This is a genomic window from Nocardia cyriacigeorgica GUH-2, assembly GCF_000284035.1.
In the GTDB taxonomy this organism is placed as follows: Bacteria; Actinomycetota; Actinomycetes; order Mycobacteriales; family Mycobacteriaceae; genus Nocardia; species Nocardia cyriacigeorgica_B.
The window spans coordinates 4,278,359-4,301,094 of record NC_016887.1 but is presented as its reverse complement, the minus strand read 5'-3'; the positions used below and the strand labels follow the sequence as shown (position 1 = coordinate 4,301,094).

Annotated in this window: 21 protein-coding genes and 1 riboswitch; of the genes, 15 read left to right on the top strand and 6 right to left on the bottom strand. The window is 68.9% G+C overall.

The genetic code is table 11. From position 1 onward, the window contains the following. Positions 1-36 precede the first annotated feature (36 nt). Positions 37-220: riboswitch (cobalamin riboswitch) on the bottom strand. A gap of 153 nt (positions 221-373) precedes the next feature. The 4 genes from NOCYR_RS19505 to coaD all read left to right on the top strand — a co-directional run bounded on the left by NOCYR_RS19505 (position 374) and on the right by coaD (position 5,887). Beyond that, positions 374-1,255 (top strand): glycosyltransferase, encoded by an 882-nt coding sequence (locus NOCYR_RS19505; RefSeq protein ID WP_014352124.1) that lies wholly within the window; start codon positions 374-376, stop codon positions 1,253-1,255. Positions 1,256-1,440: 185 nt separating this feature from the next. After that, positions 1,441-4,839: a pyruvate carboxylase gene (locus NOCYR_RS19500; RefSeq protein ID WP_014352123.1), complete on the top strand. Its 3,399-nt coding sequence runs from the start codon at positions 1,441-1,443 to the stop codon at positions 4,837-4,839. Beyond that, complete coding sequence (gene rsmD, locus NOCYR_RS19495) at positions 4,836-5,399, top strand: 16S rRNA (guanine(966)-N(2))-methyltransferase RsmD (protein WP_014352122.1); 564 nt, start codon at positions 4,836-4,838, stop codon at positions 5,397-5,399. Before NOCYR_RS19500 ends, rsmD begins: the two co-directional genes overlap by 4 nt. A 2-nt stretch (positions 5,400-5,401) precedes the next feature. Beyond that, the gene (gene coaD, locus NOCYR_RS19490) at positions 5,402-5,887 is read left to right on the top strand and encodes a pantetheine-phosphate adenylyltransferase (RefSeq protein ID WP_048833536.1); all 486 of its coding nucleotides are present in this window, start codon (positions 5,402-5,404) and stop codon (positions 5,885-5,887) included. 60 nt (positions 5,888-5,947) lie between these two features. Here the strand turns inward: coaD and NOCYR_RS19485 are convergent, their stop codons facing one another. Beyond that, positions 5,948-6,460 (bottom strand): GtrA family protein, encoded by a 513-nt coding sequence (locus tag NOCYR_RS19485; protein ID WP_052315536.1) that lies wholly within the window; start codon positions 6,458-6,460, stop codon positions 5,948-5,950. Positions 6,461-6,701: 241 nt separating this feature from the next. Here NOCYR_RS19485 and NOCYR_RS19480 point away from each other — a divergent pair, with 241 nt between their 5' ends. From NOCYR_RS19480 to NOCYR_RS19440, 9 genes are all read left to right on the top strand, one after another. Further along, the gene (locus tag NOCYR_RS19480; protein ID WP_014352119.1) at positions 6,702-7,448 is read left to right on the top strand and encodes a DivIVA domain-containing protein; all 747 of its coding nucleotides are present in this window, start codon (positions 6,702-6,704) and stop codon (positions 7,446-7,448) included. Positions 7,449-7,632: 184 nt separating this feature from the next. Beyond that, complete coding sequence (locus tag NOCYR_RS19475) at positions 7,633-8,316, top strand: YceD family protein (protein ID WP_048834311.1); 684 nt, start codon at positions 7,633-7,635, stop codon at positions 8,314-8,316. A 2-nt stretch (positions 8,317-8,318) separates the two neighbouring features. Beyond that, positions 8,319-8,501 (top strand): 50S ribosomal protein L32, encoded by a 183-nt coding sequence (gene rpmF / locus NOCYR_RS19470; RefSeq protein WP_048833535.1) that lies wholly within the window; start codon positions 8,319-8,321, stop codon positions 8,499-8,501. Positions 8,502-8,515: 14 nt separating this feature from the next. Beyond that, positions 8,516-9,238, top strand: coding sequence for a ribonuclease III (gene rnc, locus NOCYR_RS19465; protein WP_014352117.1), 723 nt, complete (start codon positions 8,516-8,518; stop codon positions 9,236-9,238). Position 9,239: 1 nt separating this feature from the next. After that, a complete protein-coding gene (gene mutM, locus NOCYR_RS19460; protein ID WP_014352116.1) occupies positions 9,240-10,106 on the top strand; it encodes a bifunctional DNA-formamidopyrimidine glycosylase/DNA-(apurinic or apyrimidinic site) lyase in 867 nt (288 codons plus the stop codon). 57 nt (positions 10,107-10,163) lie between these two features. Further along, a complete protein-coding gene (locus NOCYR_RS19455) occupies positions 10,164-10,745 on the top strand; it encodes a dihydrofolate reductase family protein (protein ID WP_014352115.1) in 582 nt (193 codons plus the stop codon). 6 nt (positions 10,746-10,751) lie between these two features. Then, a complete protein-coding gene (locus NOCYR_RS19450; RefSeq protein WP_014352114.1) occupies positions 10,752-11,816 on the top strand; it encodes a PHP domain-containing protein in 1,065 nt (354 codons plus the stop codon). A gap of 112 nt (positions 11,817-11,928) precedes the next feature. Further along, positions 11,929-13,449: a PstS family phosphate ABC transporter substrate-binding protein gene (locus NOCYR_RS19445; RefSeq protein ID WP_014352112.1), complete on the top strand. Its 1,521-nt coding sequence runs from the start codon at positions 11,929-11,931 to the stop codon at positions 13,447-13,449. A gap of 46 nt (positions 13,450-13,495) precedes the next feature. Next, a complete protein-coding gene (locus NOCYR_RS19440) occupies positions 13,496-14,596 on the top strand; it encodes a winged helix DNA-binding domain-containing protein (protein WP_014352111.1) in 1,101 nt (366 codons plus the stop codon). A 203-nt stretch (positions 14,597-14,799) separates the two neighbouring features. Here NOCYR_RS19440 and NOCYR_RS19435 read toward each other — a convergent pair whose 3' ends face one another. The 5 genes from NOCYR_RS19435 to NOCYR_RS30585 are packed head-to-tail and all read right to left on the bottom strand — an operon-like array spanning position 14,800 to position 19,786. Beyond that, positions 14,800-15,669 (bottom strand): potassium-transporting ATPase subunit C, encoded by an 870-nt coding sequence (locus NOCYR_RS19435; RefSeq protein WP_048834309.1) that lies wholly within the window; start codon positions 15,667-15,669, stop codon positions 14,800-14,802. Between the two features lie 16 nt (positions 15,670-15,685). Continuing rightward, positions 15,686-17,833, bottom strand: a complete 2,148-nt coding sequence (gene kdpB, locus NOCYR_RS19430; RefSeq protein WP_014352109.1) for a potassium-transporting ATPase subunit KdpB — start codon at positions 17,831-17,833, stop codon at positions 15,686-15,688. Then, positions 17,833-19,503, bottom strand: a complete 1,671-nt coding sequence (gene kdpA / locus NOCYR_RS19425) for a potassium-transporting ATPase subunit KdpA (RefSeq protein WP_014352108.1) — start codon at positions 19,501-19,503, stop codon at positions 17,833-17,835. The genes kdpB and kdpA overlap by 1 nt, the downstream gene beginning before the upstream one ends. After that, on the bottom strand, positions 19,503-19,589 hold the full coding sequence (locus tag NOCYR_RS31030) for a potassium-transporting ATPase subunit F (protein ID WP_081597377.1): 87 nt from the start codon (positions 19,587-19,589) through the stop codon (positions 19,503-19,505). The genes kdpA and NOCYR_RS31030 overlap by 1 nt, the downstream gene beginning before the upstream one ends. Further along, complete coding sequence (locus tag NOCYR_RS30585) at positions 19,586-19,786, bottom strand: hypothetical protein (RefSeq protein ID WP_218581969.1); 201 nt, start codon at positions 19,784-19,786, stop codon at positions 19,586-19,588. The genes NOCYR_RS31030 and NOCYR_RS30585 overlap by 4 nt, the downstream gene beginning before the upstream one ends. Positions 19,787-19,958: 172 nt before the next feature. Between NOCYR_RS30585 and NOCYR_RS29765 the strand changes: the two genes are divergently transcribed. Both NOCYR_RS29765 and NOCYR_RS19410 read left to right on the top strand, forming a co-directional pair. After that, a complete protein-coding gene (locus tag NOCYR_RS29765) occupies positions 19,959-20,114 on the top strand; it encodes a hypothetical protein (protein WP_158430179.1) in 156 nt (51 codons plus the stop codon). Continuing rightward, positions 20,111-22,708 (top strand): sensor histidine kinase, encoded by a 2,598-nt coding sequence (locus tag NOCYR_RS19410; RefSeq protein WP_014352107.1) that lies wholly within the window; start codon positions 20,111-20,113, stop codon positions 22,706-22,708. The genes NOCYR_RS29765 and NOCYR_RS19410 overlap by 4 nt, the downstream gene beginning before the upstream one ends. The last annotated feature ends 28 nt before the right edge of the window (positions 22,709-22,736 follow it).

The window sequence follows — 22,736 nt, the reverse complement described above, 5'->3', positions numbered from 1 at the left end:
GAGCGCCCGGTCCACGAGGCGATGGCCGCCGGATACGGCGTATCCGGCACAACGGGCAGGTCTTCGGACTCGCGGGCACCGGCCACTTCGGCCGACCTACTGGCCGTCGCTTCCCAGGCGGTGTGCCCAGTGCTGATGACGGCGGTCGTTCCCACTCACCGCTGCGGGACAGTCCCGGATTTCCACCGGGTTCCCTCTCACCCGCCACGGGGGCGGGCTTCGACGCCGGGGACGGACGTTCGGGGCTCCAAGTCGTCCGGCCGGCGAACCAGCTGCGGTGCCCACGATAGTCGGGGCAGCGCTCGAGTGGTGAGCCGCCCGGTCCTGTCCTAACCTAAATATCGGATTTTCACACCGGCGAGGAGGAGGAGCCGTGCTGGCGCCGAAAACCCCGATGACCTCGGTCGTCATTCCCGCGCACATCGCCACCGATGCCGATCGAGGCCACCTCGACGAGCAGCTCGCGGCACTCGCCGAACAAGACCACCCCGGCGAGTTCGAGGTCGTCGTCGCGGACAACCGCAGCGCACCCGGCCTCGAGGCGCATCTGGCCGCCCACCCGCTGGGCACCCGGCTGAACCTGCGCTACGTGCCGGCCTCGGACACCGCGGGCGCGGCCTATGCCCGCAACGTCGGCGCCGAGCACGCCACCGGCGAGGTCCTGCTGTTCTGCGACCACGACGACCGCGTGCATCCGGACTGGATGCGCCGCATGCTGGCATTCCTCGACGAGGGCTACGACCTGATCAGTTGTGCGGTCGAAGGCCGCTCGCTCAATGCCGACAACCGCCGGGGCATTGCGGAGGTGCCCGAGCCGGAGCAGTTCCAGCCGGCCGGTGTGTTCGCCCCGGTGATCGTCGGCTGTGCGATGGCATGCCGGGCGAATGTCTATCGCAAACTCGGCGGCATCGACGTCACCTATGCCGCCAACGAAGATCTCGCCTTCGGCTGGAAAGCCCATCGCGAAGGATTCCGCACCGGGTTCTTGCCCGAGGCGCTGGTCGCCTATCGCTATCGCCGTGGTTTCCGGCCGGGCTTCCGGCAGGGCCGGGCCCGCGGGATCGGGTTGGCCCGGCTCAATGCGGAGTTCCCGGACAACGGTCTTCCGCAGATCCATCTGCCGGAGGTGCTGATCCGCCTGGTCCGGCTCGCATTCTCGCGCGGGCTGACCGGTGAGGAGCGTGGCCTGCTGATGGGCGTCGGCGTCGGCCAATTGCGTGGTGGCCTGCGACACCGCACCCTGCGCTGGTGGTGACTCGCCAGTAGGTAACCGGCCAGTAGCTACGGCGCGGAGTTCTCCGCACGATCCGCCGGGCCGGGCGGTGAGATATGACGGCCGGATGAACGCAACTTCGCAACCGTGCAAGGACCGGTTGTGAAGATTGCCCCGAAGGGGACTTCCCTGTCGGCCCACGGTGCGAAGGCGGGTACCTTAGGTCAATGTTCTCGAAAGTCTTGGTTGCCAACCGCGGCGAAATCGCCATCCGCGCCTTCCGCGCGGCCTACGAACTCGGCATCGGGACGGTGGCCGTCTTCCCGCATGAGGACCGCAACTCGGTCCACCGCCTGAAGGCGGACGAGGCCTATCAGATCGGCGAGGAAGGCCACCCCGTCCGGGCATACCTGTCCATCGACGCCATCATCGAGGCGGCCAAGACAGCCGGTGCCGACGCGATCTACCCCGGCTACGGCTTCCTGTCCGAGAACCCCGACCTCGCCGCGGCCTGCGCACGCGAGGGCATCACCTTCATCGGCCCCTCCGCCGAGGTACTCGAGCTCGCCGGTAACAAGGCGCGCGCTATCGCCGCGGCCAAGGCGGCCGGACTGCCGGTGCTGAAGTCGAGCGAACCGTCGGCAAACGTCGACGAGCTGCTCGCGGCGGCGGAAACGATGGAATTCCCGGTCTTCGTCAAGGCGGTCGCCGGTGGTGGCGGTCGCGGTATGCGCCGCGTCGCCACGCCCGCGCAGCTGCGTGAATCCATCGAAGCCGCCTCCCGCGAGGCCGAATCGGCCTTCGGCGACCCGACCGTCTTCCTCGAACAGGCCGTGGTGAACCCGCGCCACATCGAGGTGCAGATCCTGGCCGACACCCAGGGCAACGTCATGCACCTGTTCGAGCGCGACTGTTCGGTGCAGCGTCGCCATCAGAAGGTGATCGAGCTGGCGCCCGCGCCGAACCTCGATCCCGCACTGCGCGAGAAGATCTGCGCCGACGCGGTGGCCTTCGCCCGCGAGATCGGCTACAGCTGCGCAGGCACCGTCGAGTTCCTGCTCGACGAGCGCGGCAACCACGTCTTCATCGAGATGAACCCGCGAATCCAGGTCGAGCACACGGTGACCGAGGAGATCACCGATGTGGATCTGGTGCAGTCGCAGCTGCGCATCGCCGCCGGTGAATCGCTGGCCGATCTCGGGCTGAGCCAGGACACCGTCGCCATCCGCGGCGCGGCCATGCAGTGCCGGATCACCACCGAGGACCCGGCCAACGGCTTCCGCCCCGACACCGGCCGCATCACCGCCTACCGCACCCCGGGCGGCGCGGGTATCCGGCTCGACGGCGGCGCCAACCTCGGTGCCGAGATCGGCGCCTACTTCGACTCCATGCTGGTCAAGCTGACCTGCCGGGGCCGCGATTTCCCGGCGGCGGCCGCCCGGGCCCGGCGCGCGCTGGCCGAGTTCCGCATCCGCGGTGTCACCACCAACATCCCGTTCCTGCTCGCGGTGCTCGACGATCCGGACTTCCGGGCCGGCAAGGTCACCACCTCGTTCATCGATGAGCGCCCGCAGCTGCTGGACCTGCGCCGGTCCGCCGACCGCGGCACCAAGATCCTCGAGTACCTGGCCGACGTCACCGTCAACAAGCCGCACGGTGAGCGCCCGACCGCGGTGTACCCGCACGACAAACTGCCCGCCATCGACCTGTCGGTGCCGCCGCCGGACGGCTCGCGTCAGCGGCTGCTGACGCTGGGCCCCGAGGGTTTCGCGCGGGCGCTGCGCGAACAGGACGCCGTCGCGGTCACCGACACCACCTTCCGCGATGCCCATCAGTCCCTGCTGGCTACCCGGGTACGCACCGGCGGACTGCTCGCGGTGGCCGGTCACGTCGCCCGGCTGACTCCCGAGCTGCTGTCGATCGAGGCCTGGGGCGGCGCCACCTACGACGTCGCGCTGCGCTTCCTCTACGAGGACCCGTGGGAGCGGCTGGCCGCGCTGCGCGAGGCGATCCCGAATATCTGCCTGCAGATGCTGCTGCGCGGCCGCAACACCGTCGGCTACACGCCGTACCCGGAGAAGGTGACCCGGGCGTTCGTCTCCGAGGCCACGGCCACCGGTATCGACATCTTCCGCATCTTCGACGCGCTCAACAACGTCGACCAGATGCGCCCGGCCATCGACGCGGTCCGCGAAACCGGAACCGCGGTGGCCGAAGTCGCGATGAGCTACACCGGCGACCTGTCCAACCCGGACGAGAACATCTACACCCTCGACTACTACCTCAAGCTCGCCGAGCAGATCGTCGACGCGGGCGCCCACGTGCTCGCCATCAAGGACATGGCCGGCCTGCTGCGCGCGCCCGCCGCCGCCACCCTGGTCTCGGCGCTGCGCAGCAACTTCGATCTGCCGGTGCACGTGCACACCCACGACACCCCCGGCGGTCAGCTGGCCACCTACCTGGCGGCCTGGCAGGCCGGCGCCGACGCCGTCGACGGTGCCAGTGCCGCGATGGCCGGCACCACCAGTCAGCCCGCCCTGTCGGCGATCGTGGCGGCCGCGGCCAACAGTCCGCACGACACCGGGCTGAACTTGCAGAACGTCTGCGATCTGGAGCCGTACTGGGAGGCGCTGCGCAAGGTGTACGCGCCGTTCGAGTCCGGTCTGCCCGCACCGACCGGCCGCGTCTACACCCATGAGATCCCCGGCGGTCAGCTGTCGAACCTGCGGCAGCAGGCGATCGCGCTCGGCCTCGGCGATCGGTTCGAAGAGGTCGAGGCCAAGTACGCCGCCGCCGACCGGCTGCTGGGCCGGCTGGTGAAGGTGACGCCGTCGTCGAAGGTGGTCGGCGATCTGGCGCTGTCGCTGGTCGGCACCGGCGTCGACATCGAGGACTTCGCCGCCGACCCCGGCCGCTACGACATCCCCGATTCGGTGATCGGATTCCTGCGCGGCGAACTCGGCACCCCGGCCGGCGGCTGGCCCGAACCGTTCCGCACCAAGGCACTGGCCGGACGCGGAACCGCCAAGCCGGAAACCCCGCTCACGCCCGAGGACGAGGCCGGGCTGGCGGGCACCTCCGAGCAGCGGCGCGCCACCCTCAACCGGCTGCTGTTCCCCGGGCCCACCGCCGAATTCCTCGCCCACCGCGACAAATACGGCGACACCACCGGTCTGTCGGCCAACCAGTTCTTCTACGGCCTGCGTCGCGGTGAGGAACACCGGGTGCAGCTGGAGAAGGGCGTCACGCTGCTCATCGGCCTGGAGGCGATCTCCGAGCCCGACGAGCGCGGTATGCGCACGGTCATGTGCATCATCAACGGCCAGCTGCGGCCGGTGTCGGTGCGCGACCGGTCGGTGGCCAGCGAGATCCCGGCCGCGGAGAAGGCCGACAAGAACAACGCCGGCCACATCGCCGCACCGTTCGCCGGTGTGGTGACCCTGGCCGTCTCCGAGGGCGACACCGTGGCCGCCGGTGACACCATCGGCACCATCGAGGCCATGAAGATGGAGGCTGCGATCACCGCGCCGCGCGCCGGACTGGTCGGCCGGGTCGCGATCGGCAAGGTGCAGCAGGTCGAGGGTGGTGACCTGCTGATCGAGCTGGCCGTGCGCGAATCCGAATGACGCGCATCGTCGCCGGGACCGCGGGCGGGCGCCGCCTGCGCGTCCCGCCCGCGGGCACCCGGCCCACCTCGGACCGGGTGCGCGAGGCGCTCTTCAGCGCGATCGACGCCCGGCTGGATCTGGACGGTGCCCGGGTGCTGGACCTCTACGCGGGGTCTGGTGCGCTCGGGCTGGAGGCGCTCTCGCGCGGCGCGGCACGGGCCTTGCTGATCGAATCCGATCGCAAGGCCGCGGCGGTGGTGCGCGGCAATATCGCCGATCTCGGACTGTCCGGGGCCGAGTTGCGGGTGGGGGCAGTGGGCGTGGTGCTCGCACAGAGTGCATCCGCCGCCTTCGATCTGGTCTTCGCCGACCCGCCGTACGACGTGCCCACCGAGGGCGTGATGGCCGATCTCACAGCTCTGGCCGGCAACGGCTGGCTCGCGCCGGAGGCACTGGTGATCGTCGAGCGATCCATTCGCTCGCCTGAAATCGCCTGGCCCGCAGGCTATGCGCCGCTGAAGCCGCGCAAGTACGGGGAGACCAGAATCGAGCTCGCCGAGTTCGGTGCTAGCGTTTGACCATGGCTGCAGCACTGTGCCCCGGATCCTTCGACCCGGTCACCAACGGTCACCTCGATGTGTTCGCTCGCGCGGCCGCGCAGTTCGACGAGGTGATCGTCACGGTCAATGTGAATCCCAAGAAACAGGGCATGTTCACCGTCGACGAGCGCATGGAACTGTTGCGCGAATCGGTCGCCCACCTGCCCAACGTGCGTGTCGCGTCCTGGCAGGGCCTGACGGTCGACTTCGCCAAGCAGGAGGGCATCACCGCGATCGTCAAGGGTCTGCGCGACGCGGGCGACTTCGGCTACGAACTCCAGATGGCCCAGATGAACCACAAGCTGGCCGGGGTAGACACCTTCTTCATCGCCACCAATCCGTCGCTGAGCTACCTGTCCAGCTCGCTGGTCAAGGAAGTGGCGACCTACGGCGGTGACGTCAGCGACATGCTCCCGCCCGCGGTGCACAAGCGGCTCATGGAACGGATCGCCGAACGCGCGAGCTGACCGCCTGCACGACTTCGCCCCGGCTCCACCGCGTGGACCGGGGCGAATCTCTGTGCGGGTTCAGAAGACCAGACCGCGCAGCGCCAGGAAGCGCAGCCCGCCGACGGCGGCGGTGATACCGAGGACGGCGGCGGCCTGGTAGGTGCTGTCGAGGCCGGGCGCCCAGAAATCGAGGGCGGCCAGGCCTGCGGTGGAGATGCCGAGTCCGGCCAGGGCGAGCCCGCCGCCCTCCCACTGGGCGGTGAACCAGCCGACCCGGTCGGCGGCGTGGAAGGTGAGCTGCCGGTGCAGTTCGTTGGCGATGATCGTGCTGACGATCGAACCGACCACATTGGCCACCAGCGGCCCGATGCCGAGCATGCCGAAGAACAGCAGTACGTAGGCGATGTTGGAGCACCCGCCGACCAGAGCGAACCGGATGAGCTGGGGGAATGCCCGATCGCCGCGCAGATATCCGAGCGTGCGACCCAGCCGCCTGCTCGACACGTCCCGCAGATCCGGGTACGGCCCGGCCAGCGGCGTGAGAACGCGCGCGGTGGGCAGTGCCGGTCGCGGTAGTTCCAGGACGGTCATGGTCATTCCGATCGAACGTGAGCCGACAGGTAGGACAACTGCGAGGGTTTCGCATTCCTTCCCGCCGACTGGCTTCCGAACGAATTTAGCACGAAGCGGAGGCCCTTACTCCACTTGATTTCTGTGGTCTGCGAGACACTGGCACGACACACCGGAAAGGGACTCGGCAGGGGCCGTGGCGCAGGGCACACTGGGCGACGACGGAAGTTCGCCGTCGATCTGGAGAGCGGGGTAAGTGAGCATGTATCGCGTATTCGAAGCACTCGACGAGTTGGTCGCCATCGTCGAAGAGGCGCGCGGGATCCCGCCGACGCGCAATTGCATCGTGCCGCGCGGTGATGTGCTGGAACTACTCGACGACGTCAGAGACGCCCTGCCCGGCGAACTCGACGACGCCCAGGACGTCCTCGACCATCGCGACAAGATCGTCACCGATGCCCGCAACGCCGCCGAGACGGCGGTGACCGGCGCCAACGAGCAGGCCGCCGAGACCATCGAGAACGCGCGGGCCGAGGCCGACCGCATCCTCGCCGATGCCAAGGCGCACGCCGACCGGATGGTCGCCGAGGCCACCGCGCACGCCGACCATCTGGTCGACACCGCCGAGGCCGAGGCCGCCCGGGTGGTCGCCGACGGCAACGCCGAATACGAGGCGCTCACCGGACGGGCGCGGGCGGAGTCCGAACGGATGATCGAGGCGGGTAAGGCCGCCTATGAGCGCTCGGTCGCCGAGGGCAAGGCCGAGCAGGACCGGCTGGTCGCCCAGACCGAGGTGGTGCGGGCCGCGCACGCGGAATCGGCCCGGCTCATCGACGCCGCGCAGGCCGATTCCGACCGCATGCGCGAGGAATGCGATCACTACGTCGATTCCAAGCTCGCCGAGTTCGAGGAGACGCTCAACGGCACGCTGCGCATCGTCGGGCGGGGTCGTCAGCAGTTGCGTACCGGGATGGGAATGCCCGACTACGCCTCCGATTACCGTCGCTAGTCCGCACCTCAGCGGCGCACGGCGGTGATCTCGCCCGGTCCGCCGTTAGGGCCGACGCGGCGCGAGAGGGCGGGGGCCGATCCGGACGGAAAGGCCGCTGAGCGGCTCGACTTGGGTCGGCTGCTCGGTGTCGCGTATTGTGGAGTGGTTGCCCATTCCCCCTGATCATGAAGGTGAGTTCGTGATGCCCGCCGGTTCCGGTTCCGCCTCGCGTTCGCGTACCGGCTCGCACCCGGCGCCGGACGCGGGTTTCGTGCTGGACGTCCGTAACCTCGGCCGCGGCGCCGGGTCGATGCGTGAACTGCATCGCACGGTGACCACGACCGAACGTCTCGGACTCGACCTGATCGCCGTGCCCGCCGGCGCCGAGGTGGAGCTCGACCTGCGCTTGCAGGCGGTCTCCGAGGGCGTGCTGATCACCGGGACGGTGTCGGCGCCGCTCACCGGCGAATGCTCGCGCTGCCTGGAACCGTTCGACGACGAGATCGAGCTGTCGCTGACCGAGCTGTTCGCCTACCCCGACAGCGCCACCGAGCAGACCACCTCCGAGGACGAGGTGTACCGGATGGCCGACGATCTCATCGACCTCGAGCCCGTCATCGTCGACGCCCTCGGCGTCGAGCTCCCGCTGCAGCCGCTGTGCACGCCCGACTGTGCCGGACTGTGCCCGGAATGTGGCGTACGGATGGCGATTGCGGGTTCTGATCATGGGCATGAGATACTTGACCCTCGCTGGGCCGGGCTGGCGAAGTTCGCCGCCGATTCGCCCAGCACAGGCAGCCCCGACGCGGGTGCCGCCACCCCAGACCGTTCCGCCGAACAGGCAGACACTGCCGACCGGGCAGATACACAGACAGAGGAGAAGTAGTCGTGGCCGTTCCCAAGCGCCGGATGTCCCGTTCCAACACCAGGTCGCGGCGCAGCCAGTGGAAGGCTGCCGCGCCGACCCTCGTCACCTGCTCCAACCGGGCCTGCGGTGAGAAGACCCTCCCGCACATCGCCTGCCCGTCCTGCGGCACCTACAAGGGCCGCCAGGTCACCTCTGCGGTCTGAGCACCAGATCAGCCGTGACCGCCGGTAAGGACGAACTCGGCCCCTCCGGTGACCACGCGAGCCTGCTCGCCGCACTCGGGGTCGAGATACGGCCGGAGCTGCTGACGCTCGCGCTCACCCACCGCTCGTACGCGTACGAGAACGGTGGACTCCCGACCAACGAGCGCCTGGAATTCCTGGGCGACTCGGTGCTCGGGCTGAGCATCACCGAACGGCTCTATCACGAGCACCCGGACAAGTCCGAGGGCGAGCTCGCGAAACTGCGTGCCAGCGTGGTCAATATGCACGCGCTCGCCGAGGTCGCTCGCGGTCTCGGCGAGGGCGGTCTCGGCGCGCACCTGCTGCTCGGTAAGGGCGAAGAGCTCACCGGCGGCCGGGACAAGCCGAGCATCCTCGCCGACGGCATGGAGTCACTGCTGGGTGCCGTGCATCTCGAGCACGGCATCGAGGTTGCTCGCGGTGTGGTGCTCCGGCTGTTCGCCGACCTGCTCGAACGCGGTCCCCGCATGGGTGCCGGGCTCGACTGGAAGACCAGCCTGCAGGAGCTCACCGCCGAACGCGGTCTCGGCGTGCCCAGTTACGAGATCACCTCCACCGGGCCCGACCACGACAAGGAATTCACCGCGACCACGGTGATCGGCGGCCAGGCCTACGGTCAGGGCGTCGGCCGGTCCAAGAAGGAAGCCGAGCAGAAGGCCGCGGGGGCCGCCTACCAGGCGCTCACCGCCGAATCCTGACGTGCCCGAACTTCCCGAAGTCGAGGTCGTGCGGCGCGGTCTGGCCGATCACGTGGTTGGCCATGTCATCGAATCGGTGGCCGTCGCCCATCCGCGCTCGGTGCGCCGTCATCTGGAAGGTGCCGCCGACCTCGCCGCCCGGCTGTCCGGGCTGCGCGTCACCGCCGCCGAACGACGCGGCAAATACCTGTGGCTGACCTTCGACGATCCCGATCTCGCACTGGTCGTCCACCTCGGCATGAGCGGGCAGATGCTGATCCGGCCGGCCGAGGCGCCGGTGGAAAAGCACGCCCACATCCGGGCCACCCTCGATAACGGCGCCGAGCTGCGCTTCGTCGACCAGCGCACCTTCGGCGGCTGGGCGCTGGCCGAGCTGGTCGAGGTGGACGGCACCCGCGTCCCCGAACCGGTTGCCCATATCGCCCGCGACCCGCTGGATCCGCGCTTCGACCCCGAGGCCGTGGTGGCCGCGATCCGGGCCAAGAACACCGAGATCAAACGGGTGCTGCTGGATCAGACGGTCATTTCCGGCGTCGGCAACATCTACGCCGACGAGGCCCTGTGGCGGGCGAAGCTGCACGGCTGCCGGATCGCCTCCGGGCTGAGCAGGCCGGTGCTGCACACGCTGCTCGCCGATGCCGCCGCCGTCATGCGCGATGCGCTGGCCGCCGGTGGCACCTCCTTCGACGCCCTGTATGTCGACGTCAACGGCGATTCCGGATACTTCGAACGCTCGCTGGCCGTCTACGGCCGCGCAGACCGGCCGTGCCCGCGCTGCGGGGCGCCGATCGTGCGGGAGAAGTTCATGAACCGCTCGTCGTTTTCGTGTCCGCGATGCCAGCGGAAGCCTCGCCCGAGGACCCGATAGCGAGCTACCGTTTCTGCATACGGCTCTACTGTGACACCGGCCGTGCAGGAAGGACACATGCGCAAGCTCACCTACTACGTCGCATCTACTATCGACGGGTTCATCGCCACCGAGGACGGGTCGGTCGACTTCTTCCCGGTCGGCGGCGACCACGGCCCGGCGATCACGGCGCAGTACCCGGAAACGCTGCCGACCAAAGTGCGCGAGGCGCTCGGGATCGATAAGCGCAACGCCAACTTCGATACGGTGCTGATGGGCCGCAAGACCCACGACTTCGGGGTGCGCACCGGCACGTCGAGCCCGTACGCGCATCTGCGGCAGTTCGTGGTCTCCACGACCTTGCCGGAGAGCCCGGACCCAGCCGTCGAGCTGATCTCGGCCGACCCGCTGGCCAAGGTGCGCGAGCTCAAACGCGACAAGGGGCTCGGCATCTGGCTGTGCGGTGGCGGCGAGCTGGCCCAGGTGCTGCTGCCGGAGATCGACCAGATCTTCCTCAAGCTGTACCCGATCGTGCTCGGCCGGGGCCGTTCGCTGTTCGGCGACGGCCCCAAACTGCCCGAGCCGACCCGGTTCCGGGTGATCACCAGCCAGGTCTTCGAGGACGGCGTGGCCTTCGTGAAATACGCCAGGATCCGATAGGCCGCGGTGGCCGGCGACGAGTCGAGGCAGCCACCGGACCCGGACACCGTGCCGGGGCCGGTGGCGGCGCTGCGCGAGATCGGTTTCTGGCTCGAGCGTGAGCGTGCGAAAACCCATCGGGTGCAGGCGTATCGGCGCGCCGCCGATATCGTCGCCGGGCTCAGCGAGGACGAACGCGCGGCACGGCGGGCGGCGGGCAGCTGGCAGGAACTGGCCGGGATCGGGCCGAAGACCGCCGCCGTCATCGAGCAGGCGTACTCCGGTGTGGTGCCGAAGTATCTGACCGAACTGCGCGCCGCCGCCGAACCCATCGGCATCGAGGGCAGGCCGCTGCGCCGGCTGCTGCGCGGCGACCTGCACACCCATTCCGATTGGTCCGACGGCGGCAGCCCGATCGCGGAGATGATGCGCACCGCGGCCGCGCTCGGCCACGAATACTGTGCGCTGACGGATCATTCGCCCCGGCTGACGGTCGCCAACGGGCTGTCCGCCGAACGGCTGCGGCGCCAGCTGGACGTGGTGGCGCAGTTGAATGCCGAGCTCGCGCCGTTTCGTATCCTCACCGGCATCGAGGTCGACATCCTCGACGACGGCAGCCTCGATCAGGACCCCGACCTGCTCGATGAACTGGATATCGTGGTGGCCAGCGTGCATTCGCGACTGCGTGACGACAGTGAGACCATGACCAAGCGCATGGTCTACGCCGTGGCCAACCCGCTGGTCGATGTGCTCGGGCACTGCACCGGACGGCTGGTGCTCGGCGGGCGCGGCACCCGTCCGGAATCGGAATTCGACGCCGAGCTGGTCTTCGAGGCGTGCCGGCGTTTCGGCACCGCGGTCGAGATCAACAGCAGGCCCGAACGGCAGGATCCACCGAGCAGATTGATGCGACTGGCCGTCGAGATCGGGTGCGAATTCGCCGTCGACACCGACGCGCACGCCCCCGGCCAACTGGATTGGCAGGGCTACGGTTGCGCTCGCGCGGTGGCCAACGAGGTGCCTGCTGAACGTGTCATCAATACCCGGCCGGTGGACGAACTGCTGGAATGGACGCGGCAATCCGGCGCGTGAGTGCGCTGCCGTTTGATTAACTGTTGGCGAACAATTCGGCCGGCGCTGGTGAATTGCGCCGGGTGCAGCCGAAAATGGTTGCCACGCATTTTCGTTGGGGAGGGACACTGCAGTGGGCGGCTTTCCGCTAGAGATCGTGCTCGCGCTCATCGGTATCGCGGTGCCGGTCGGGGCCTTCCTGTGGGAGTTCGTCTTCGTCGGGCGTAAACAACTCGGCTACCGGGTGCAGATGGATACCCCGGTCACCGGTGAGATCGAATCGGTGTTCCCCGGCGTGCTGCCCCAGCTGCGGCCGCAGGCCGACGGGGCGAGCCCCGATCTGAAGGACCTGTCGGTGGTCCTGATGCGGATCGAGAACAGCGGCGCCACCTCCCTCGACAGCGCCGACTACGGCGTGCCCGACAACGGCCGCGCCGGGCTGCACCTGCGATTCCCGCAGCGGCGGGTGATCGGCATGGCCGTCACCGAACTCAGCGATCCCGCCCTGGGCGACCTGCTCGAACCCGACTCGGGCATCGCGGTACGGGAAACCTCCGACAATGTCGGCATCATCGATCTGCCCCGGGTACCGCTCAATCGGGCCGACCACTACAAGATCCTGGCCATTCTGCAGCGGTCGGCCGGGACGGGGGAGTATCCGCCGCCGCGGTTGCAGGGCATGATCAAAGGCGGCCGGGTCACCGAAACCCGCAGCCAGACCGGCATTCCGCTGTTCATGATCGCGCTCATCGCGTTTCTGGTGGTGGTGATCGTGGCCCAGTTCATCGTCGCGGCGGTCGAACGGGGCAAGGCGCCGCTGGGCTGCGCCGACGGCAAGCTGACCGTGGTCGGGTCGACGGCATTCGAAGAAGTGATTCGCGAGGCCGCCGATGTGTACAAACACAGTTGCCGCGGCGCGCGTTTCGAATTCGCCTTCGAGGGCAGCGAACCGGGCATGAACCGGCTGGAGTCGGAGGGCAACGACAATCCCGCACTGCTGGCCATCGCCGACGGCCCGATGGGGGTGGACTATCCGGCGCTGGTGGAACGACCGCTGGCGCTGTCGCTGTTCAGCGTCATCGTGCATCCGGGCACCAAGATCCGTCATCTGACCGTCGAGCAGATCCGCGACCTGTACGCCGGACGGGTGCAGAACTGGAGCGAACTGGGCGGGGCGGACCTGCCGGTGCGGCTGATCAACCGGCACCCGGGGTCCGGGACGCGCCGCACCTTCGAGGACCGGCTGCTCGACGCCGAACAGCCGCCCGCGCGGGACGCCACCTGCCGTGAGATCCGCCGCGAGCCGGGTCCGGGCCGCTGCGATGTGGCGGTCACCAAGGACATGCTGGCCGCGGTCGCCGAGACCCCCGGCGCGGTGGGCTACGCCGAACATGCCGACGCCGCGGAATCCACGCAGGTCGCGACGGTGACCATCAACGGCCAGCAGGCCACCCGGGAAGCGGCCGCCAACCGCATCTACCCGTTCTGGGGAATCGAGTACGCCTACAGTTACGGCGATTTCGCGCCCGGTTCGCTGGGGGCGAGTTTCCTGCGGTTCCTCACCGAGGCCGGCGGCGAGGACGTCATCCGGGCGGCCGGGAACATGCCGTGCCGGGACCTGGCGTATCCGTCGATGTGCCGTCCGTTCCCGTGAGTTCGGCGGCCGGACCTGTCGGTGGGTTCGGCCATAATCGACGACCATGCGGGAGCTGTCGTTACGTGAGTTGAACAGGACGCTGCTGGTGCGGCAGCGGCTGGCCGAACGCGTGGACGAGGCGCCGCTCGAGGTGATCCGGCAGTTGGTGGCCGTGCAGGGACAGGAACCGAATTGGCCCTATGTGGGCTTGTGGGCGCGGGTGCACGGGTTCCGGCACGACGACCTCGAGGTGCTGCTGCGGGAGCAGAAAGTGGTGCGCTCCACCATGATTCGCCGCACCGTGCACCTGGCCACCGACGAGGACTACCGCTGGCTGCGCCCGACCGTGCAGCCCTGGGTGGATTCGTTGCTGAAGGCGGCCTACTACCGCGACGAGATCGAGGGCATTGATCTCGCCGAGCTCGCCGCCCACGGCAGACGTCTGCTGACCGGCCGCATGATGCCACGCACCGAGCTGGGCAAGCTGCTGGGCGAGCATTTTCCCGATCGGCTCGCCCGCCGCCTCGCCGACAGCGTGGAGGTGCTGGTGCCGATGGCACACGGCGCCGATACCGGTGCGTGGGGCCGCTGGACCAACCGCTACGTCACCGTGGGGCTGGCCGAGGAGTGGATCGGGGCACCGCTGGCGGCCGAACCCGATCCGGACACCCTCGTGCTGCGCTATCTGGCGGCCTTCGGTCCCGCCACGGTCGCCGATGTGCAGGCGTGGTCCGGCGTCACCCGCTTGGCCGCGATACTGGCCCGGCTGCGGCCCGGCCTGCGGGTATTCCGCGCCGAGGACGGCCGCGAACTGTTCGACCTCCCCGACGCCCCGCTCGCCCCCGCGGACCTGCCGGTGCCGGTCCGCTTCCTGCCTGCCTTCGACAATGCCCTGCTCGGACACAAGGACCGCCGCCGCATCATCGCCGAGCACGACCGGCAACGCACCGCCCGCGAGGCCTCGGCGGGCATCCCGGTCTTTCTGGTGGACGGATTCACCCATGGCCGCTGGGTCCTGGACAAGACCACCATCCGCATCCTGCCCTGGTACCCGCTCGACCGCGCCGGCGAGAGCGCCGTCCTCGCCGAGGCCGCGCGTTTGCTGGAATTCGTCGTGCCGGACGCGGCCGGTGATGTCGTCATCGATCGATCCGAGCAGAGCTGATAGCTCCGGACGGGCAGCGCGAGACTCTCGACCGGTCGCCCGGACGGACTGGGGTGCCCGCTGAGCAGATGACCCTCGACGGAGCCGTCGCTGTCGCCGACCTGGTTGCCGGGTCCGGCCGTGAATACATCGTGGCGATCGGCACACGGCCCGCGTCGAGGCGCGGGTGCCGCGATCTATGACCACGGCACCCGCATCCGGGATCAGCCTCGGAATGGGTGGTCGCGGTCCAAGGCCAGGTTGAGCTCCACGACACGGACGCGGGGTTCGCCGAGGAAGCCGAGCGTCCGGCCGTCGGTGTGCGCGCTCACTAGGGCCCGCACCTCTGCCTGCGTGATGCCGCGGGCCGCCGCGATCCGCGGGATCTGGAGTTCGGCGTAGGCGGGGGAGATGTGCGGGTCGAGGCCGCTGCCACTGGCGGTGACGGCGTCGGCGGGAACCACCGGGTCCGCGGGAGCGTCCCCCCGGATCGGGACGATGCGGCCGATCGAGTAATCCGCACCCGGTTCGGCGCACTCCACCGCCACGCCCAGATACTCCGGCAGGAACGGGCGCGTGGGGCAGAGCTGGTTGACGCTGACCACCCGCACCGGCGCACTCACCTCGCCGGACCCGTCGCGCGGCCCGATCACCGACAGCACCGCGCCCACCCCGTCTTCGGTGCAGAACGGGCGGGAACCGTCGACCCCCTCACGGTCGGCGATCTCCTTACTGCGCGCGCAGACGGTGGTGAGCAGGCTGGTGCGGTCGGCGGTATCCACGATGTCCTCGGGGCCGAGGTTGCTCGCGGAGGTGGACAGCGGGTCGTAGCCATCGCCGGCGGCGGACGGGCGGGACTGGAAGTACTGCGGCAGCGCGTTGCCGTCGGCGTCGGTGAAGGACTGGCCGATGAGGCTGGAGCCGACCAGCTTTCCGCCGGCGTACAGCAGTGATCCATCGGCCTTGTCGTCGAGCCCGGGCAGCTGTCCGGCCGCGAAGACGGCGAGCGGATAGGCGATTCCGGTGACGGCGGTCAGTGCGAGCAGGGCGCGCAGCGCGGCCAGGTGCTGGCGGATCCAGGTGGATTTCCGCATCGAGAACACAGACATATCAGGACATCCCGGGGAGGAGGTGGACCACGAGGTCGATGAGTTTGATGCCGGCGAACGGGGCGATGATGCCGCCGAGGCCGTAGACCAGCAGATTGCGGCTCAACAACGTGGAGGCGTCGCTCGGCCGGTACTTCACCCCGCGCAGGGCCAGCGGAATCAACGCGACGATCACCAGCGCGTTGAAGATGACCGCCGACAGGATCGCCGACTGCGGGCTGGCCAGCCGCATGATGTTCAACGCGTCCAGGCCGGGGAACAGCGAGACGAACAGCGCCGGGATTATCGCGAAGTACTTGGCGATGTCGTTGGAGATGGAGAAGGTGGTCAGCGCGCCGCGGGTGATGAGCAGCTGTTTACCGATCTCCACGATCTCGATCAACTTGGTCGGATCCGAATCCAGATCGACCATGTTCCCGGCTTCCTTGGCGGCCGAGGTGCCGGTGTTCATGGCCACGCCCACGTCGGCCTGCGCCAGCGCCGGTGCGTCATTGGTGCCATCGCCGGTCATGGCCACCAGCCTGCCGCCGTCCTGTTCCTTCTTGATCAGCGCCAACTTGTCTTCGGGCGTGGCTTCGGCGAGGAAGTCGTCCACGCCGGCCTCGTCGGCGATGGCCTTGGCGGTGAGCGGATTGTCGCCGGTGATCATCACGGTGCGGATACCCATCCGGCGCATTTCGTCGAACCGTTCCCGCATGCCGTGTTTGACGACATCCTTCAGATGCACCACTCCCAGCAACCGGGCCTGCCCGGCGGCGAGCTCACCGACGACCAACGGCGTGCCTCCGGAGGCGGAGATGCCGTCGACGATCGCGCCGACCTCGCTGGCCACCGAACCGCCCTGGGACCGCACCCATTCGGTGACCGCCGACGCCGCACCTTTACGGAGGCTGCGTCCGTCGGCGAGATCCACGCCCGACATGCGGGTCTGTGCGGTGAACTCCACCCAGGTCGCGTCGGTCAGTTCACCGGGGGTGCGTTCCCGTTTGCCGTAGGCCTGTTTGGCGAAGATGACGATGGAGCGGCCCTCGGGTGTCTCGTCGGCCAGGCTGGACAGCTGCGCGGCGTCGGCGAGCGCGTCGGCGGAGATACCGGGCAGCGCAACGAAATCCGCGGCCTGCCGATTGCCGAGGGTGATGGTGCCGGTCTTGTCCAGCAGCAGCGTGTTCACATCGCCCGCCGCCTCCACCGCGCGCCCGGACATCGCCAGCACATTGCGCTGCACCAGCCGGTCCATGCCCGCGATACCGATGGCCGACAGCAAGGCGCCGATGGTGGTGGGGATCAGGCACACCAGCAACGACACCAGCACGATCCCGGTGATACCGTGCGCGTCCAGCGCCGCACTGTCGGGCACGCCGGGGTTGTTCGATGTGGCGAAGATCGCCATCGGCTGCAAGGTCGCCACCGCGAAGACGAAGATGATCGTCAACGCGGCGAGCAGGATGTTCAGCGCGATCTCGTTCGGCGTCTTCTGCCTGCTCGCGCCCTCGACCAGCGCGATCATCTTGTCGATGAAGCTCGCGCCCGGCTCCTGGGTGATCTCGACGACGATCCGATCCGACAGCACCGTGGTACCGCCGGTGACCGCCGATCGGTCGCCGCCGGATTCCCGGATGACGGGCGCGGATTCGCCGGTGATGGCCGATTCGTCCACCGAAGCGATGCCTTCGACCACATCGCCGTCACCGGGAATCACCTCACCCGCCTCGACCACGACGTAATCACCGCGGCGCAGCTGGGGTGCGGCGACGCGCTCCTCGGTGACCCGCGCACCGGGCGCCCAGCCGGGCAGCCGGCGCGCGACGGTGTCGGTCTTGGCCTTGCGCAGCGTATCGGCCTGCGCCTTACCGCGGCCCTCGGCGACGGCTTCGGCGAGATTGGCGAACAGCACCGTCAGCCACAACCACACCACGATGGCCCAGCCGAAGAAGCTCGGGTCCGCGAGGGCGAGCACGGTCGACCAGACCGCGCCCACCTCCACGATCAGCATGACCGGATTGCGCCACAGGGTGCGCGGATCGAGTTTGCGCAGTGCCTCGGGCAGCGCGGACAGCAGCAACGCGGGATCGAGCACGCCGCGCGGTACCGCGCGTGTGGCGGTCGAGGCCGGCGCGGGGCCCGGTGTTTCGGTGACAGACGTCGTCATCAGTGGATTCCTTCGGCGAGCGGCCCGAGCGCGAGCGCGGGCAGGAAGGTGAGCGCGACCAGGATCACCGTCACCCCGGCGACCATCCCGACGAACTGCGGGCGATGGGTCGGCAGGGTGCCGATCGAGGCGGGGGTGACGCCCTGGCGGGCCAGTGAACCGGCCAGCGCGAGAACGAGAATGATCGGCAGGAACCGGCCGAACAGCATGGCCAGCCCGAGCGCGGTGTTGTACCACTCGGTATTGCCGGTGAGGCCGGCGAAGGCCGAGCCGTTGTTGTTGGCGGCGGAAGTGAAGGCGTAGAGCACTTCCGAGAACCCGTGCGGGCCGGTATTGAGCATGCTCGCGCGCTGACCCGGCATGGCCATCGCGATCGCCGTGCCCACCAGCACGATCAGCGGGCTCACCAGGAAATACGCCGCGGCCAGCTTGATTTCGCGTGGCGTGATCTTCTTGCCGAGGTATTCCGGTGTGCGCCCGACCATCAGCCCCGCCACGAACACCGTGATCACGGCGAGGATGAGCATGCTGTACAGACCGGCGCCCACACCGCCCGGCGCGACCTCACCGAGCTGCATGTTGAACATGGTCATCAGGCCGCCGAGGCTGGTGTAGGAATCGTGGAAGGAGTTCACCGCACCGGTCGAGGTGAGCGTGGTCGAGGCCGCGAAGGTGGCCGAATTCGCCACGCCGAAGCGCTGTTCCACCCCCTCCATCGACGCCCCGATCGCGGTCGGGACGGTGCCGTGGTGCTGGAGCTGGAACAGGTTGGTCAGCGCCACACTCGCGAGCGCGATGGTGCCCATCACCGCCACGATCGCGTAGCCCTGCTTACGGCTGCCGACCATGCGCCCGAAGGTGCGCGGCAGCGAGCAGCTGATCACCAGGATCAGCAAGATCTCCAGCCAGTTGGTCCAGGTCGCCGGATTCTCGAACGGGTGCGCGGAATTGGCGTTGTAGAAGCCGCCGCCGTTGGTGCCGAGTTCCTTGATGACCTCCTGGCTCGCCACCGGGCCGCCGGTGATGGTCTGCTCGCTACCGTTGAGCGTCTGCGCCGCCTGATCGTGCAGCTGGAAGTTCTGGATCGCACCGCCGGCGATCAGCGCGATCGCCGCGACGAACGCGATCGGGAGCAGGATGCGCAGTGTGCCGCGCACCAGGTCCACCCAGAAATTGCCGAGATCGCCGGTGTGCCTGCGGGCGAACCCGCGTACCAGCGCCACCGCCACCGCCATGCCGCCGGCCGCGGAGACGAAATTCTGCACGGCCAGGCCCGCCATCTGCACCAGGTGGCCCTGGGTGGATTCGCCGGAGTAGTTCTGCCAGTTGGTATTGGTGACGAAGCTGACCGCGGTATTCCAGGCCAGCGCCGGCGTCATCTCGGTGGCCGGATCGTTCAGATGCCAGGGCAGACCACCCTGGACCAGCTGAAATCCGAACAGCAACAACACACCGACCGCCGAGAAGGCCAGCACACTGCGCGCGTACACCGGCCAGGTCTGCTCGACCTCCGGCTGCACACCGATCACGCGGTAGATCACGCGCTCGATCCGCGAATGCCGGGTGCCGGTGTAGACGCGATACATGTAGTCGCCCAGTGGCACGTGCACCACGGCCAGCGCGACGATCAGGGAAACGACGAACACGACCCCCGCGGTAGTGGTACTCACTAGAACCTCTCCGGGAACAGCAGCGCGGCCACCATGAACCCGGCCACCGCGACAGCGAGCACCAGGCCGACGAGATTGGCGATCACAGCCGCTCCACCCCCCGCTGGATCAGGCCGAGCACCGCGAACAACGCGATCGTCAGCACGGCGTACACCACCACAGACATCAGTTCCAGACCTCCTTCGCGCTTCGTCAGGGGAAGCGCGCCGGAGATCGAGTCAAGCGCCCAGAAGGGCTCTCGCGGCCGGTCCTTACGACTTCTTGGCGGCGCCGGGCACGGCATTTGCGTTTCGTTGACGCCTCATCCGGTCACCCGGAAGGAAGCTGTCAAGGACGGCGGCAAGCCCGTAAGGAGACCGTAAAGACGCGGCTCGCGGCCGAAACGCGCGGTAGAAGTGGGTCACCGGCCAGTCGGATCCCCGCGACCGGTGCACAGGTCGTGGAAGGAGATCCTCGTGTCGGCTGTGACCGTTGCGGTCGTGTTCGGTTTTCTCTGTTGTGCGCTGCTCATCCGCATGATCGGCCTGCGACAGCAACGCCGGCAGCTGCGGGTGGTGCGGGTGCGCCCCATGCGAGCAGTGCGTGCCCCGCGCGCCATGATGGACGAGTGAAGCGCGGGCATCTGCGGATCTACCTGGGCGCCGCGCCAGGAGTCGGCAAGACCTACGCCATGCTCGGCGAGGCGCACCGGCGGCTGGAACGCGGCCGCGATGTGGTGGCCGCCGTCGTCGAAACCCATGGCCGCGCCAAGACCGCCGCGCTGCTCGACGGTATCGAGCGCATTCCACCGAAGGTCATCGAATACCGCGGCACAGCATTCCAGGAACTGGACGTCGCCGCGGTGCTGCGACGCGAACCCGCCGTGGTGCTGGTCGACGAGCTGGCCCACACCAACGCGCCGGGCAGTAAGAACGAGAAGCGCTGGCAGGACATCGAGGAGCTGCTCGATGCCGGCATCGACGTGATCTCCACCGTCAATGTCCAGCACCTGGAAAGCCTCAACGACGTGGTCGAGCAGATCACCGGCATCCAGCAGCGCGAAACCGTGCCCGACGCAGTGGTACGTGCCGCCGAGCAGATCGAACTGGTCGACATCACCCCGGAGGCGCTGCGGCGCCGGATGTCGCACGGCAATGTCTACGCCGCCGACAAGGTCGACGCGGCGCTGCGCAACTATTTCCGGCCCGGCAATCTCACCGCGCTGCGTGAACTGGCGCTGCTGTGGCTGGCCGACCAGGTCGACGCCGCCCTGGCCAAATACCGCGCCGACCACCGGATCACCGACCTGTGGGAGGCCCGGGAACGGGTCGTGGTGGCGGTGACCGGTGGGCCGGAATCAGAGACCATCGTGCGCCGGGCCCGCCGCATCGCGACCAAGTCCAGCGCCGAGCTCGTCGTCGTGCACGTGGTGCGCGGCGACGGCCTGGCCGGGGTGTCCACCGCACGATTGACCCGGTTGCGCGAACTCGCGGCCGGCCTGGACGCCTCGCTGCACACCGTGACCGGCGAGGACGTGCCCGCGGCCCTGCTGGAATTCGCCCGCGAGGTCAATGCCACCCAGCTGGTGCTCGGCACTTCCCGGCGCTCGCGCTGGGCGCGCATCTTCGACGAGGGCATCGGCTCGGCGGTGGTGCAGCAGTCGGGCAAGATCGACGTCCACATGGTCACCCACGAGGAAGCCAACCGGCGCAGGTCATGGCCGTCGCTGCGGCGGCCGGTCTGGGCGTGGGTGGCGGCGCTGGTGGTGCCGGTGCTGGTCTGCGCGATCGGCGCCTGGTTCCTCGACGGCGCGCTCGAGTTGGGCGGGCTCAGTGCGATGTTCTTCGTCGCGGTGGTGCTGGTGTCGCTGCTCGGCGGCGTGCTGCCCGCGGCCATCTCGGCGCTGCTGTCGGGGGTGCTGCTGAACTGGTTCTTCGCCGAACCGCGCTACAGCCTCACCGTCGCCGAACCCGACAGCATCTTCACCATCGCGGTTTTGCTCATCGTCGCGGTGGCCATGGCCGCGCTGGTCGACCGGGCCGCCGCGCGTAGCAGGCAGGCGCGCAAGGCCTCCCGGCAAGCCGAACTGCTGACCGTCTTCGCGGGCGCGGTGTTGCACGGCGCCGATCTGCCCAAACTGCTCGAACAGGTCCGCGAAACCTACGGTATGCGGGCGGTGGCGCTGGTCGCGGGGGAGGACGTGCTGGCTGCCGTTGGCGCCGAACCGCCGTGCCGACCCGGCGACGCCGACACGACGATCGAGGCGGGCGACACGGTGCACCGGCTGCTGCTGGCGGGCCACCCACTCGACCCCGGGGACCGTCCGGTGCTGACCGCGGTGGCCAATCAGGCCGTCGGGCTGGTGCGGCAGGCCCGGCTGGCCGAGGAAGCCGGCGCCGCGGCCGCACTGCTGGAGGCCGACCGGCTCCGGCGGGCGTTGCTGTCGGCCGTCAGCCATGATCTGCGCACCCCGCTGGCCGGGGCGAAAGCCGCCGTGTCGAGCCTGCGCAGCGACGACGTCGAATTCTCGCCCGAGGACACCGCCGAACTGCTGGAGACGGTGGAGGAATCGGTGGATCAGCTCACCGCGCTGGTCGGCAATCTGCTCGATTCCTCGCGGCTGGCGGTCGGGGTGGTGTCGCCGCAGCTGCGGCAGGTCTACCTCGATGAAGTGGTGCATCGTGCCTTGGTCGGCGTCGGCATGGGTGCGCGCGGGCTGCGCCGGGCGGCGATGGACCGGGTGGAGGTCGACGTGGATGCTCTGTCGGTGCGCGCCGACGGTGGGCTGCTCGAACGAGTCCTGGCCAACCTCATCGACAACGCACTACGTCACTCCACCCCGGGCACCCCGATCCGGATCACCGCCGAACGCGACGGCGGCAAGGTCGCCATCGCGGTGGTCGATATCGGGCCCGGTATCCCGGCCGGCGCCGAAGAGCAGCTGTTCGAGCCGTTCCAGCGGCTCGGCGACCGGGACAACAGCACCGGCGTCGGACTCGGCCTGTCGGTGGTGCGCGGGTTCGTCGAAGCGATGGGCGGCACCGTGCACGCCGAACCGACGCCCGGCGGCGGGCTGACGATGCTCGTCGAGCTACCCGCTGGCGCGGACGCGGCGCCACCGCGCGACAGCGACGAATCCGGGGAAGGCCCCGCCACAATGGATTCGGCGGGCTCCTCGCGCGGCGATGACCCGGCCCAGGGCCCCGACCGCGCGGGAGTGACATGAGCAGCGCCGCCACCCGCGCGACCGGCTG